General features: G+C 72.5%; 14 protein-coding genes. 6 read left to right on the forward strand and 8 right to left on the reverse strand.

Features of this window, described 5'->3' with window-relative positions; translation table 11 throughout:
• Window positions 1–76 precede the first annotated feature (76 nt).
• The 4 genes from ACTRO_RS26215 to ACTRO_RS26230 form a co-directional block, all read right to left on the reverse strand.
• Window positions 77–1,090, reverse strand: coding sequence for an inorganic phosphate transporter (locus ACTRO_RS26215; protein WP_034267208.1), 1,014 nt, complete (start codon window positions 1,088–1,090; stop codon window positions 77–79).
• Window positions 1,091–1,096: 6 nt separating this feature from the next.
• The gene (locus ACTRO_RS26220) at window positions 1,097–1,717 is read right to left on the reverse strand and encodes a DUF47 domain-containing protein (RefSeq protein WP_034267211.1); all 621 of its coding nucleotides are present in this window, start codon (window positions 1,715–1,717) and stop codon (window positions 1,097–1,099) included.
• A gap of 231 nt (window positions 1,718–1,948) precedes the next feature.
• Window positions 1,949–2,167, reverse strand: coding sequence for a hypothetical protein (locus ACTRO_RS26225; protein WP_157436453.1), 219 nt, complete (start codon window positions 2,165–2,167; stop codon window positions 1,949–1,951).
• Between the two features lie 167 nt (window positions 2,168–2,334).
• Window positions 2,335–3,123 carry an SCO4651 family lipoprotein gene (locus ACTRO_RS26230; RefSeq protein WP_051451418.1) on the reverse strand — a complete coding sequence of 263 codons (789 nt, stop codon included), beginning with the start codon at window positions 3,121–3,123 and terminating at the stop codon, window positions 2,335–2,337.
• 290 nt (window positions 3,124–3,413) lie between these two features.
• Between ACTRO_RS26230 and ACTRO_RS26235 the strand changes: the two genes are divergently transcribed.
• On the forward strand, window positions 3,414–4,307 hold the full coding sequence (locus tag ACTRO_RS26235; protein ID WP_034267217.1) for an NAD-dependent epimerase/dehydratase family protein: 894 nt from the start codon (window positions 3,414–3,416) through the stop codon (window positions 4,305–4,307).
• Window positions 4,308–4,345: 38 nt separating this feature from the next.
• Here the strand turns inward: ACTRO_RS26235 and ACTRO_RS26240 are convergent, their stop codons facing one another.
• Window positions 4,346–5,410 carry a C40 family peptidase gene (locus tag ACTRO_RS26240; protein WP_063628077.1) on the reverse strand — a complete coding sequence of 355 codons (1,065 nt, stop codon included), beginning with the start codon at window positions 5,408–5,410 and terminating at the stop codon, window positions 4,346–4,348.
• Between the two features lie 248 nt (window positions 5,411–5,658).
• On the opposite strand from ACTRO_RS26240, the gene ACTRO_RS26245 reads away from it, so the two are divergent.
• From ACTRO_RS26245 to ACTRO_RS26265, 5 genes are all read left to right on the forward strand, one after another.
• Window positions 5,659–5,976, forward strand: a complete 318-nt coding sequence (locus tag ACTRO_RS26245) for a hypothetical protein (protein WP_034276817.1) — start codon at window positions 5,659–5,661, stop codon at window positions 5,974–5,976.
• A gap of 148 nt (window positions 5,977–6,124) precedes the next feature.
• Window positions 6,125–6,985, forward strand: a complete 861-nt coding sequence (locus ACTRO_RS26250; protein WP_051451419.1) for a hypothetical protein — start codon at window positions 6,125–6,127, stop codon at window positions 6,983–6,985.
• A complete protein-coding gene (locus tag ACTRO_RS26255) occupies window positions 6,975–8,282 on the forward strand; it encodes a hypothetical protein (RefSeq protein ID WP_157436454.1) in 1,308 nt (435 codons plus the stop codon). The genes ACTRO_RS26250 and ACTRO_RS26255 overlap by 11 nt, the downstream gene beginning before the upstream one ends.
• A gap of 12 nt (window positions 8,283–8,294) precedes the next feature.
• On the forward strand, window positions 8,295–9,815 hold the full coding sequence (locus tag ACTRO_RS26260; protein ID WP_034267220.1) for an SCO6880 family protein: 1,521 nt from the start codon (window positions 8,295–8,297) through the stop codon (window positions 9,813–9,815).
• 31 nt (window positions 9,816–9,846) lie between these two features.
• Entirely contained in the window at window positions 9,847–11,586 is a 1,740-nt protein-coding gene (locus ACTRO_RS26265; RefSeq protein ID WP_425394885.1) for an ATP-binding protein, read from the forward strand.
• Window positions 11,587–11,641: 55 nt separating this feature from the next.
• Here ACTRO_RS26265 and ACTRO_RS47520 read toward each other — a convergent pair whose 3' ends face one another.
• From ACTRO_RS47520 to ACTRO_RS26275, 3 genes are all read right to left on the reverse strand, one after another.
• Complete coding sequence (locus ACTRO_RS47520; protein WP_157436455.1) at window positions 11,642–11,803, reverse strand: hypothetical protein; 162 nt, start codon at window positions 11,801–11,803, stop codon at window positions 11,642–11,644.
• Between the two features lie 135 nt (window positions 11,804–11,938).
• Entirely contained in the window at window positions 11,939–12,913 is a 975-nt protein-coding gene (locus ACTRO_RS26270; RefSeq protein ID WP_051451421.1) for an NUDIX hydrolase, read from the reverse strand.
• A 6-nt stretch (window positions 12,914–12,919) separates the two neighbouring features.
• Window positions 12,920–13,813: a CHAD domain-containing protein gene (locus ACTRO_RS26275; RefSeq protein ID WP_034267223.1), complete on the reverse strand. Its 894-nt coding sequence runs from the start codon at window positions 13,811–13,813 to the stop codon at window positions 12,920–12,922.
• Window positions 13,814–13,838: the final 25 nt, after the last annotated feature.

The raw sequence follows: 13,838 nt of genomic DNA on the forward strand, positions 1-13,838 counted from the left end.
CGGGCAGACCGGCCCGAACGAACTGATCCCCGCCCCCGGCACGCAGCCGGGCAGGCGGGGATCAGGCGTTTCGAGGTCAGCTGAAGATCGCGTTGGTCGGCCAGTAGAAGATCGCGGCGCAGATCGCCGCGGCCGGGATGGTCAGGATCCAGGCGAACACGATGCTGCGGGCCACGCCCCAGCGCACCGCGGTCTTCCGCTTGGTCGCGCCGACGCCCATGATCGAGCCGGTGATGATGTGGGTCGTGGAGACCGGGGCCGGGTAGACGAACGCGGTGAAGTAGAGCACCAGCGAGGCGACCGTCTCGGCGGCGAAGCCGCGCGGCGGGTCGAGCTCGATCACCCGGCGGCCCAGCGTGCGCATGACCCGCCAGCCGCCGGACGCGGTACCCGCGGAGATGGACAGGCCGGCCACCCACAGCACCCAGGCCGGCACCGGCGAGGAACTGGTGGCGTGACCGCCGGCGATCAGCGCCAGCATGACCACGCCCATGGACTTCTGCGCGTCCTGGATGCCGTGGCCGAGCGCCATGCCGGCCGCCGAGACGGTCTGCGCCATCCGGAAGCCGCGGGTGACCTTGCGCGGGTGCGCGTGGCGGAAGGCCCAGAGGATCCCGACCATCAGCGCGAAGGCCAGCAGGAAGCCGACCACCGGGGAGATCAGCATCGGCAGGATGACCTTGTCCCACAGCCCGCCCCAGTGCACGGTCAGGCCCGAGGCCAGGCCCGCGCCCACCATGCCGCCGATCAGCGAATGCGTGCTGGAGGAGGGCAGGCCGAAGTACCAGGTGACCAGGTTCCAGGAGATGGCCCCGGCCAGCAGCGAGAAGACGATCACCATGCCTTGCGGGCCGTTCGGCGGCGGGCTGATGATGCCGCTGGTCACCGCCTTGGCCACGCCGCCGCCGAGCTGCAGTCCGAGCCAGGCGCCGAACAGGTTCATCACCGCGGCCATCAACAGCGCCACCCGCGGAGTGAGCGCGCGGGTGGAGACCGAGGTGGCGATCGCGTTGGCCGAGTCGTGGAAGCCGTTCGTGTAGGCGAAGCCCAGCGCGACCAAGACGACCAGGATGAGGCCGAAGTTCTGCACGGGAGCTCAGGACTCCTTGACCGTGATGGTCTCGACCGTGTTGGCCACGTGCTCGAAGCCGTCGGCGGCCTGCTCGAGGGTGTCGACGACCTCCTTGAGCTTGAGCACGGTGATCGCGTCGTACTCGCCGGAGAAGAGGTGGGCCAGCAGCTTGCGGTAGACCTGGTCGGCCTGGTTCTCCAGCCGGTTGACCTCGATCCAGTAGTCCCGCAGGTCCTTCATGGTGCGCAGCCGCGGCATCGCCTCGGCGGTCAGGTCCGCCGCCCGCACCAGCACGTCGACCTGGTCGGAGACCCCCTGCGGCAGGACGTCGATCTGGTAGAGCGAGACCAGGTCGGCGGCCGCGTCCATCTCGTCCATCACGTCGTCGAGCAGGCTCGCGAGCATGTAGATGTCCTCGCGGTCGAACGGGGTGATGAAGCTGGAGTTCAGCTGCCGGTAGATGGTGTGGGTGATCTCGTCCGAGGCGTGCTCGGCATCGCGCATCCGCTCGGCGATGGCGGTTCTCTCCGCCTTGTCGGCGCCCAGCAGTTCGGTCAGCAGACCCGCTCCTACGACGAGGTTGTCCGCCGCCTTGGCGAACAGGTCGTAGAAGCTCGTCTCCTTCGGAGTCAGACGCAGGCGCACAGGGCTCTCCGGGCTTCGGTGTGGTGCGGACGACGGCCGGGGTCGGTCGAGTCGATCACGGCCGCGGAAGTCCAGTGTTCCATGACCACAAGGATGGTAGCCGCCCCGGGGCGGGCGCGCCTGCTCAGGCCCGCTCGAGCCGTGACGCTGATCAGCGTCGATGCGCACGGACCGGGCAGGTCCGTGAAGCGGCTCAGCCGACCGGGCGCGGACGGCGCCGGCCGGTCGTTCTCAAGCCTGGACTGTCAAGCCGAGGATGCGGTCGATGTCCTCGCGGGAGAGCGGCTCGTCGCTGCGCTCGGCCGCGATGATCAGTTCGGCGAACAGCCCGATCTCGTCCAGCGCCACCCGGTCGTGGACCGCACGGTAGCGCGGGCCCGCGGGAGCGGATGCCTGGCGCGCGCCGCGGGGTGCGCGATCCGCGCCCGTCGCGGTCGTGTCGGAACGCACCCGGACCACCTCCTCGCGCCTGTAACCCCTCGGCTGAAAACCCGCCTGCCCACTGCTCCAGGTTAGGCGCGCCTTAAGCGACCCGCTATGGCCCGGTTGGGCCATCCGGCACCTGGCCCCGATCCGCCGGGGCGTCAGCCGGTCTCGGTCCGAGCGCCGACGGCCCGTCAGCCGGCCTGCAGCACGTCGGCGGCGGGCGGGGCGGAGACCTTCACCGGCTTGCCGAGGTCGTAGATGTCGGTGCTCGAGACGATGCTGACCTCGCCCTTCTGCGGGGCGGGCGCGGGGAAGGCGAAGTGGGCGATGAACCGCAGCACCCGGCCCTCGGCGTCGAGGTAGACGTCGAAGGGCACCGACTGCTTGGTGAACGAGCGGCTGGCGGCGGCCAGCGCCGAGTTGAGCGGCGCCGAGGACGCCGCCGCGGCGGCGGCGAGGTCGAGCGTGCCGGTGTAGTGCGCGACCGGGGTGTCGTAGACCTTGTCCTGGCCGACGTACTTGACCGAGCCGCCGGCCGCGCCCGCGCCGGAGAGCATGGCGAAGGCCAGCACCGGGCTGGTGTAGCCGGCGCTGATCAGGTCGCCGTCGGCGAGCTTGCTCGCGTCCACCCGCACCCATTTGGCGGTGGAACCGGTCGGCCGCATGTAGAGCGTGGTCGGGGTGACGATCTCGTCCAGGGTGCCGTGCGCGTTGACCTCCGGCGGCACCACCAGGGTGATCGAGCCGATCTGCTGGACGAAGTCGAACGAGCCGGTGCCGGAGAACTGCTCGCTCTTGCCGTTCGAGGTCATGGTGACCGAGGTGGCCACGGCGGAGGTGCCGATCCGCATCGAGGCGGTGCCGGCCTGGCGCACCGCGGCGGCCGGGTCGGCCGCGACGGTGACGGCGGAGCCCGGGCCCGAGCAGGCGGACGCGGCGAGCGCGCACCCGGCGGCCAGGGTGGCGCACCGGGCGCGCATCGTCGTCCGTGTGCGAGTCCGGCCCGCGCGAGCGCCCTGCACTCCCCGCTTCACCCTGACACCTCCATTGGCGCCGCTACGGCGCCGTTCTGTCCGGTCGTCGATCGATGCCGCCCGGCCGGGCGGAGGAATCTGCCGAAACCGGGAGCAACGGGATCGCGAACCCGGCACAATGGCCTCAGCGGATCGCGCCCGGTGACCCCAACGAGCCGAATGGGTGAGGGTTACGCGGGTACGGATCCGGACGGGGCGCTCGGCACGGGCGTTCGCTGGAAGGAGTGAGGTCTTCGATGCGGGTCTTCGTCGCCGGCGCAACCGGCGTGCTCGGCACCTCGGCCGTGCGGGCTCTGGTCGCGAGCGGTCACAAGGTCAGCGGGATCGCCCGCGGCGGTCCGAAGAGCGAGGCCCTCGCGGCGGCCGGGGCCGGTCCGGTGCAGGCGGACCTGTTCGACCCGGCCTCGCTGCGCCAGGCCGTCGCCGGGCACGACGTCGTGGTCAACCTGGCGACCCGGATCCCGCCGCCGACCAAGGCGGCCCGGGCCGGCGCGTGGCGGGAGAACGACCGGGTGCGCGAGCTCGCCAGCCGGAACCTGGCCGAGGCCGCGGCCGCGGAGGGCGTGCTGCGCCTGGTCCAGGAGGCGGTGTCGTTCGTCTACGAGGACGGCGGCGCGGAGTGGATCACCGAGGGGCGGGCGGTGCGGCCCAACGCCTTCTCCGCCTCCTCGATCACGGCCACGGACAACGCCATGGGCTTCGCCGACGCCTACCGGTTCGCCGTGGCGCTGCGCTTCGGCCTGTTCTACGGCGAGGATCCGGTCACCCGCTGGACCCTCGAGCGCGTGCGCAAGGGCAAGCCGGTGCTGCTCGGCTCGCCGGACGGGTACATCTCCCCGATCGCGGTGCCGGACGCCGGAGCGGCCGTGGTGGCCGCGTTGGCCGCGCCGTCAGGGGTCTACAACGTCTCCGGGGCTCCGCTCACCAGGGCCGAGTGGGCCGCGGAACTGGGCCGGGCCGCCGGCGCCGGCGACGCCCGCTTCTACTCCCCGCTCGCCATGAAGCTGCTCGGCCGCCGGGTGGAGCCGTTCACCCGGTCCCAGCGCATCTGCTCGGACGCGTTCTACAACGCCACCGGCTGGCGGGCGAAGACCTCGGTGGCCGACGGGCTCGCGGCCGTCTCGGGCTGAGCCGGCAAGGGGACTGACGGCGGCTCAGCCGTCGGTCCTCAGCCGCCGGCCGACGCCGAGGGCGTGGCCAGGCCGGTGGCCACCGGCCACTGCGGCACGGTCGCGTAGGGCCGGACGGCGCCGATGTAGCTGGGGTTGAACCCCTCGATCGGGTCGAACCGGATCACCGAGCCGGTGTGCGGCGAGTCGATCATCGCGCCGCCGCCCACGTAGATCCCGACGTGCTCGATGGTGCTCGGATCGCTGGTGTTCGTGGCGAAGAAGACCAGGTCGCCCGGCTGCAGCTGGTCCCTGGGCACGTGCGGGCCGGCGTACCACTGCTCGGCGGCGACGCGCGGCAGGGTCACCCCGGCGCTCGCGTACGCGGCCTGGGTCAGCCCGGAGCAGTCGAACTCGCCGTTCTCCGCGGCCGTGCCGGTGCCGCCGTAGAGGTACGGCGTGCCGAGCCGGTCGTAGGCGAACTTGATCGCCTCCACCGCGACCGCGCTGACCGCGACCGTGCCGGTGGGTGCGGCGAAGGCCTTCTCCAGAGCTTTGATGTTCTTGACGTAGTTCTCGGTCTGCTCGATGTGCGGGATCCCGTCGGCGTCGATCACCGCGCCGGGGCCGGCGTTGTAGGCCGCGAGCATGTTCGAGACCGGATCCCCGGGGATCTTCGTCAGCTGCCGGGCCAGCGCGCAGTCGTAGCGGCCGGCCGCGGGGATCTCGTCGGCGGGGTTGTACGGGTTCTCCTTGCCGTCGCCGTCGTTCGGCGAGGCCCAGGTGGTCCAGGTGCCCGGCTCGAACTGGGTGATGCCCATGGCTCCGGTGGAGGAGACGGCCTTCGGGTTGAACCCGCTCTCCTGGTAGAACTGCGCGGCCAGCAGCGGCGCGCTCAGGGTGGAGCAGGTGGTGGCGGCCTGCTCGATCAGGCCGACGTACGCGGTGGGCACGGTGCCGGGCTGCAGCGACTGCTGGACTTGCGCGGTCACCGAGCTGCTCATGCCGAGGGCCACGGCGGTGACGCCGGCCACGATCACGAAGGGCGTGAGCAGGGCTCCGGCGCCCAGCCAGATCCACTTGTTGCCCAGGCGCAGGGCCCGCGGCGGCGCTGGGCGCAGCATCCGCTCCCCCCTCCTGCCTGGCGCGTGGTTGGGCGCGGCCTCGACCGGGAAAACAAGTCGGCGCGGGCACAGCACCCGAGTGGCTCTGCGCCCTATGATAAGGGCAGGATGACGCGGCGTCAGCTGCCGCCTGCACTGCGGAAATCCGCTCCGGCGCCAGGCCGGCGGGGCCCGTCGTGCGAGGTCCCCGCCCGAGGGGCCGGCGGCGGGACGTCCAGGTTCGGCGAATGCAGATTGGGGGCCAGATGATGGTCATGACGGTCCTGGCCGCGGGCAGCGGTGACATCAACAACATCATCAACGGCATCGCGCCCAACTGGGGGCCGTTCGGATCGGTGGGTCAGCAGGCCAAGGTGCTGATCGAGGTGATCATGGCCGCGGCCATCCTGATCTGCCTGGGCATCGCCATCTGGGGGGCGGCCAAACAGCGCATCGGCGCCACCGCGCTGCGCGACTCCTTCAGCGCCGAGCAGGGAAAAGGCCTGATCATCGCGGGTCTCACCGGCGTGTTCATCATCGGCAGCCTCAGTACGCTTTTCACCATCGTCTATGGTATGGCGATCTGATCATTGTGGGCCCTGATTCGCTGGCGTGTACGGCGGGTAGACCGCCGTTCGCCGGAGTGACACTGGTTACTCCATCCACGCAGCACATATTCATTCCCCGCGGCGGCCCCCGGTGAGCCGACCGCGCCGCATCGATCGGGGTTCACAGGTGTCAGGCGAGCCGAGGACTCCGGGACGGCGGCCCGAGGCGGCCGAGCCCGGCGCCGGCACCGGACCCGCCGTGCGAACCCGGATCAAGCTGCCGACCGACCCCTACGCCGAGGCCACCCCGCGCCGTCCGCGCCGGCGCGCCCCGTTCATCGCGGTCGGCTTCGTGCTCGTCCTGCTCGCGGTGATCGCGATCGTCAACCGCGGCCACGGCTCCGGCGCCAAGCCGGCCGCCGCCGCGAGTCCCACCGCCGGGGCCACCGGCGCCCCCTCGGCCTCGGTCACCTCCCCGTACTCGGCCGGCCTGGCCACCTCCACCGCGAGCGGCGTGCCGGTCGGCTACCCGCACAGCACCGCCGGCGCCGAAGCCGCCGCGGCGAACTACGTGGTCGCCTTCAACTCGGCCGCCATGGTCTCCCCCTCGGCCCGGGACCGGCTCGTCAACGCGATCGCCGATCCGGCCATAGCCTCCAGCCTGCAGGGCCAGTTCGACGCCGCCTACGCGCAGATCGACACCACCTACGGGCTGACCGGCACGGGTGCCGCCCCGGCCGGGCAGACCTTCGTGGAGCGGGCCGCGCCGGTGGGCGTGAGCGTGGTCAGCACCAGCGGCAACACCGCCACCGTCTCGGTCTGGACGGTGACCCTGGCCGGGCTCGCCGGCACGAACTCGCAGCACGCCGTCTCCGAGGACTGGGTCACCGTGACCGTCACGCTCAACTGGACCCACGGCGACTGGAAGTGGTTCTCCTTCCAGTCGGCCGAGGGGCCGGCTCCGCTCGGGGGCTTGCAGACGCCCGCTCCCGGCACGACGCTGCAAGCAGCTGTCACCAAGTATGGGGAGCTGCGGTATGGGCGTTAGCTTCATGGCGAGTGGCGACCCGTGCGCCGCGTTGTTCGGCAGCATGAAACAGGCGTGCGAGAACACCAGCAAACTGGTGGACCCGAACGGCGGCGGCGCCGGCGGGGGCACGAGCACCGGCTCGATGCTCACCGACCCGCTCGGGTCGATCGGGAAGTCCTGCGCCCAGGCGGCGGCCTGGGTGATCAACCAGGTCTCCGGCGCGGTGAGCGGGACCAGCGGAGTGGACTTCACCAACTCCGGGTTCCTCAAGCAGTACGCGATCGTCTTCGCCGCCTCCACGATCCTGACCGTGGTGCTCTGGATCCTCGCCGTGATCAAGCGCGCCGTGCGCGGGGACTCCATCGTGACCGCGGTGACCGAGGCCACCGGCTTCCTCTGGCTGGCCGTGGGCGCCTCGGCGTTCACCCCGGTGGTGCTCTACGGCATGGTCCGGCTGACCGACTCGGTCACCGACGCCATCGGCTCGACCACCAGCAGCGGTACGAACAGCTTCCTGAGTTCCTTCGCCAACACCCTGAGCCCGAGCAACGGCTCCGCCTCGAACATCGGCGGCGGCCCGATCCTGCTGGTGTTCATCTCGCTGCTCTCGATGATCGCGGCCGCCGTGCTGTGGCTGGAGCTGCTCATCCGGGCCGCGATGCTCTACGTCGGCGCGGCCCTGGCCGGCGCGGTCTACGCGGGGCTGGTGGACAAGGACCTGTGGCCGCACGTGCGCCGCTGGGCGGGCATGATGATCGCGGTGGACCTGGTCAAACCGGTCATCGTGATCGTGCTCGGACTCGCCGCGGCGATCTCCTCGGGCGCCGCGCCGGGCTCGGCGTTCGCCTCCGTCCTGTCCGGCCTCGCCATCATGGCCCTGTCGATCTTCGCCTCCGGCCTGATCTACCGCTTCGTGCCCAACTTCGGCGACGACATGCTCAAGCTGGCCGGCTCCCGCGGCGGCGACGCCCCGGCCCAGGTGGCCCAGGGCGCCCTCGACGGCCCGGCCACGCGGATGCAGCAGGGCATCGCCGCGCACGGCGCCCGCTCCGGCAACCCGGTGGCCGCCCCCGCGATGGCCGCGCTCGGCGCCGGTGCGGGCCTGGCCGCCCAGGGCCTGCGCGCCTCGGCCCGGCTCGCCCTGCAGCGCCCGGAACCGCAGAACCCGGCCGGCCTGATCGGCGGAGCCGGCGGTCCCGGCGCCCTGCCGCCGCAGGGCCCGAACCTGCCCCCGGCCGGCGGCGGCCGCGGCGTGGCCGACCCGGCCCGCACCGCCCCCGGCGCCGGCGCGGACGCGGGCGGCGCGGGTGCGTAAGGAGTCGAACGCGTGAGTACCGAGGGCTATGAGCGTCGGCGCTCCTTCCTGATCGGGAAGGCCAAGCCGAACGCCATCGTCGGGCGCAACCGGGAGACCGGCGAGCTCGCCGTGCTGGCGACCGGCCTGGTGCTGGCCATGGTCAGCGGCTTCGCGGTGCCGACGCTGCCGCTGAAGATACTGGCCATCCTCGGCTGCCCGGTGCTGGCCGGCGCGGCCGTGTTCGCGCCGTACCGCAAGCGCACCTTCTACCGCTGGTTCGAGATCGAACGCTCCTATCGCCGGCTGCTGCGCGGCGGCGGCTCCTACGCCTCGCCCGCGGACGTCGCCGGCACCACGCTGGCCGGGCTCGAGCTGCCGGTGCCCACTCCGCCCGGGGTGGGCCAGGTGCGCTGGCTCACCGCGCGCTTCGGCCCGGACCCGCTGGCCGTGCTGATGCACCTGGACCGGGGCACGATCACCTGCACCATCGAGATCGAGGGCCCGGGCGTGGGCTCGCGCGACGCCGAGGACCAGGAGGCGCTGGTCGACCGGTACGGCACGCTGCTGCGCCACGTGGCCAACGGCGACGGCTTCGTGACGCGGGTTCAGATGCTCGCGCGCACCCTGCCCGCCGACCCGGACGCGCACGCCAAGGACGTGGCCCGGCGCGGCGATCCGGAGGCCCTGCCGTGGATCCGCGAGTCCTACGCGCAGCTGCTCTCGATGGTCTCCACCTCCAGCGAGCAGCACCGCACCTACCTGACCGCCTGCATGTCCTACACCCGGGAGCTGGCCGCCGAGGCCCGGGTGATGTCCGGCGGCCACGACCTCGACCACGGCATCTGCGTGGTGATGGTGCGTGAGCTGACCGACATCTGCGCCCGGCTCGCCGACGCCGACATAAAGGTGCGCCGTCCGCTCGACGTGCCCGCGCTCTCCTCGCTGATCCACTCCATGTTCGATCCGGAGCACCCGATCGACCACACCGAGGGCATGGCCGAGCGGGACGCCTGGCCGGCCGAGTTCGACGCCTCGGCCCCGCTGTTCCTGCGCGCCAAGACCCGCGAGTCGATCAGCCTCGAGCCCTGGTGCCACGCCACCGCCTGGATCCGGGAGTGGCCGCTGACCCCGGTCGCGGTCAACTTCCTGGCGCCGCTGCTGGTGCACACCCCGGACGTGATCCGCACGGTCGCGGTGACGATGGACCTGGAGCCGACCGAGGTGGCCATCGAGCGGATGCTGACCGAGCGGGTCAACGTGGACGCCGAGGCGCACCGGCAGGCCAAGCTGGGCCGGGTGGACGACCCGCGGGAGCGGGCCCACTCCAGCCGGGTGGACCTGCGCGGCGAGGACCTCGCCGGCGGCGCGGCCGGGGTGAACCTGGTCGGCTACCTGACCGTCTCCGCGCGCTCGCCGGAGGCGCTGTCGCGGGACAAGCGCACCATCCGCGCCTCGGCCGGCAAGAGCTTCCTCAAGCTGGAGTGGTGCGACCGCGAGCAGCACCGCGCGTTCGTCAACACCCTGCCGTTCGCGACCGGAGTCAGGCGCTGAGAAGGAGCTAGCTGTGGCCACCCGCGGGAACATCGGCGATCTGATCACCGACACCTTCGCGACGGCGCTGTTCGGCCGGCGCGAGACGCAGCGCATCCCGGTGCGCACCTCGACCAACCAGGCCGAGGCCATCTACCTGCCGACCGCGGCGCCGGGCCTGGGCGACTCCGGGGTGATCATCGGGCGCGAGGTCTACAGCGGCAAGGGCTACGTCTACGACCCCTTCCAGCTCTACGGCCAGCAGCTGCCGGCCCCGCACTGGCTGGTGCTCGGCGAGTCCGGCAACGGCAAGTCGGCGCTGGAGAAGACCTACGTGCTGCGGCAGCTGCGCTTCCGGGACCGCCAGGTGGTGGTGCTCGACGCGCAGGGCGAGGACGGCGTGGGCGAGTGGAACCTGATCGCCCAGGCGCTCGGCGTCCGGCCGGTGCGCCTCGACCCGCACGCGCGCGGCGGCCAGGGCGTGCGGCTCAACCCGCTGGACCCGGCGATCACCAGCACCGGCCAGCTCGCGCTGCTGCGCACCATCGTCGAGGTCGCCCTCGCCCGTCCGCTGGACGAGCGCTCCGGCTACGCGCTCAAGGCCGCGCACGCCACGATCCGCGCGGACGCGCTGCGGGCGGCGGTCCAGCCGATCCTGCACGACGTGGTCGACGCGCTGCGCGAGCCGGTGGTCTCGGCTGCTGAGGAGATGAACATCGAGCTCGACGACCTGCGCGAGTGGGGCCTGGACGTGGCCCTGGTGCTCGACCGGCTGGTCGACGGCGACCTGGCCGGGATGTTCGACGGGCCGACCACCGACGGCATCGACCTGGACTCGCCGCTGATCGTCTTCGACCTGTCCACGATCGACCGCAACTCGATCGCCATGCCGATCCTGATGGCCATCGTCGGGGTCTGGCTCGAGCACTCCTGGCTGCGGCCGGACCGGCGCAAGCGGATCTTCCTGGTGGAAGAGGCCTGGCACATCATCAACGAGCCGTCGGTGGCGCAGCTGTTCCAGCGGCTGCTGAAGTTCGGCCGGCGGCTCGGCCTGTCCTTCGTCGCGGTGGTCCACCACCTGTCCGACGTGGTGGACGGCGCGGCGGCGAAGGAGGCCTCGGCGATCCTCAAGATGGCCTCCACCCGCACGATCTACATGCAGAAGTCGGACGAGGCCAGGGCCACCGGGAAGGTGCTCGGCCTGCCGCGGTGGGCGGTGGAGATCATCCCGACGCTCTCGCCCGGCATCGCGGTCTGGGACGTGAACGGCGACGTGCAGGTGGTCAAGCACATCATCACCGAGCTCGAGAAGCCGCTGGTGTTCACCGACCGCGCGATGACGGAGAGCTCGGCCGAGCACAATGAGGGGCTGGGGCGGTTCGAGCACGAGGAGGCCGGCGCGGACGCGTCGAGCCCGCTCGGTCCGCAGTACGCGCCGCCGCTGGCCGCCGCCGCGCCGGCGCCCGCGATCGAGCCGCTGGTGCCCTCGGCCAGAGCCCTGCCGCCGACGCGGGCCGTGCCAGGCGGAGGCTCGGGGCCGGCTGCGGTCCCGCCACGGCCGCCCGTGACACCCGTGCAGCCCACCGGCCCGCTGGGCCCGGTAGGCCTGCCCCCGGTGCCCGCGCCGGCCCGGCCCGAGCCCGCTCCGCTGCCGCCGACGCTCCGTCAGGCCGTCGCGGCGCCGAAGCCGCCCACGGAGGACCCGGACCTGACCGCCTTGGCCGCCGCGGTGTTCGGGCCGCGCGCGCACACGCCCAGCCACCCCAGGACGCCGCGGCGGCCGGAGAGCTGACCGCCGGACTCCGCGCATCGCCCCGGCCCGTTCCCCGGGCCGGGGCGCGAGTCGTTCACCGCGTCATGGCCAGCGGGCTCTCGATCGGGCGGCAGGGCCACACATTGCCGCACAGGCAGTAGTCCGGGCCGTTGGCGATGGCGACGAGGCCGTGGACGGGGTGCGCCGTCTGGGCCGGCGCGAGCTTCCTGGTGCTCCGCGCGATGGTGCTGTTCACCGTGATCTCCTCACTGCGAGGCCGACCGTTCTCACTCAGTGCAACGAGAGTCCACTGTTCCAGTCACGGTGATATGTGCTGATCATCGGAAAAGCGGATCGGAGGCCGGGGCGCCTCCGATACCTCAGGGACCTGTCAGGGCTTGAGCTTGTCCACGGCCACCAGGCCGGGAGCCTCGGGGTCCAGCGCGAAGTGCAGCACCCAGGCCCCGCCGGTCGGGATGGACTCGTTCGCCCACTGATCCGCCGTGGCCGGGTCCCAGGGCTTGCCGTTGAGCGTCGGGCCGTCCTCGAGACGGGTGCTGCCGCCGAAGCCCGGGCCGTGCAGCACGGCCGCGATCAGCTCGTCGAGCACCGGGCCGTGGGTGCACACGACCACGCCCTCCTGATGCGCCGTCAGATCCCGCAGCCAGCTGACCACGGCGCGCGGCGCGTGTACGTACGCCTGCTCGGTGAGCGCGGCGTCGATCTCGATCTCCAACGCCCGGAACTCGGCGTACGGCCGGATCGTCGCCACACAGCGCACGGCCGGGGAGCTGATCACCCGCAGCCGGCCGTAGGCCGAGAGCAGCTCCGCGAGCGTCACGGCCTGCTCCTGCCCATGCGAGGCGAGCGGCCGGAGCAGGTCGTCGGGATAGTCGGGGCCGCGGTGCTCGGCCTTCCCGTGCCGCTGCAGGATCACCGGGAAGGTGTGCGCCGGACCGCGCAGGAACGCCTCGAGCACGCCGCGGTCCAGCGGCCTGGTCAGCCGGTCCAGCGCCGCCGCCGGGGCGAGCCAGTCCAGCGCGTCCACCTCGTCGTTCGCCGTGAACTCGACCGCGTCCGCGCTGTGCCCGGCCCAGAAGCGCACCCGCTTGGGCCGGCCGAGCACCGGATACTCGATGTTCGGCAGCCGCCGGCCCAGCACGACCCGGTGCCCGGTCTCCTCCTGCACCTCGCGCAGCGCGGTGACCAGCGCGTGCTCGCCCGGCTCGAACTTGCCCTTGGGCAGCGACCAGTCGTCGTAGCGCTCACGGTGGATCACGGCGATCTCGGGCCCGTCCGGGCCGTCCCGCCACAGCAGGGCCCCCGCCGCCTTGATCCGCCCGGAGTCGATCATGTTCACCGCCACGGTGGATCAGCGTACTTCCTCGGCGAACCAGGCGCGGTACGACGGTGCCGTGGCTCCGGACCACAGTTCCGGGAAGGTGCGCCGGGACCGGGCGATCTCGGCCCGGCACTCGCCGAGCAGCCGGCCGAGCACGAAGCCGGTGCTGGTCGCGATCCGCGGGGACTGCGCGGCCCGCAGCACCACCTCGCCGGCCACCGCGGCGTCCTGCTGCATGCCGAGCTCCTCGGTCAGCCTGGTCAGCTGCGCGGCGAAGGCCTCGGCCGGGATGCCGATCACCGGGACGCACACCTCCGCGGCGTACCTGGCCCGCTTGGCCGAGATCCGCAGCCGGTGCCAGGGCTCGTCCTCGCCCGCCGGGTCGACGGCCGCGGCCCGCCGCACCACGTGCGCGAACTCGGCCCGCACCAGCGGCGGCAGCACCTGCTCGGCCGGCCGGCCCAGCGCGCCCTCGGCCGAGAGCACCGTCTGCGGAGCCAGCGCGATCCGGTCGGCCAGGGCGTGGAAGCCGGGCCCGGCCAGCGTCGCCAGGGTCGCGTCGTGCGCTGTCGCGTAGTCGCGGCCGAGCATCCGGTCCAGCAGGGTGTGCGCGCGCAGCACGCCGGGGTCCTGGGTGCCGAAGCGTTCGAGCGCGCCGAGCAGCCGCTCGCGCACCACCTCGATGTCCCGCTCCGGCGCGATCACGTCGGTGAGCGCGGCGATCTGCGCGCTCAGCCCGTCCGCCCAGGCCTTGTCCAGCACCGGCCGGAAGGTGCGCAGCACCGAGCGGGTGCGCCGGCAGGCCACCCGCACCTTGTGCGCGGCCTCCGGCTTGTCCTGGCGCAGCCGGGGAAGCTGGGCCAGGAAGGCGTTGCTCTGCTCGGCCAGATAGGCGCGCAGAACCTCGCCGGCAGTCGGATCCATGCCCGTTCTCACCGGCCTCCACCCC

This window comes from Actinospica robiniae DSM 44927 (genome assembly GCF_000504285.1).
Taxonomy (GTDB): Bacteria; Actinomycetota; Actinomycetes; order Streptomycetales; family Catenulisporaceae; genus Actinospica; species Actinospica robiniae.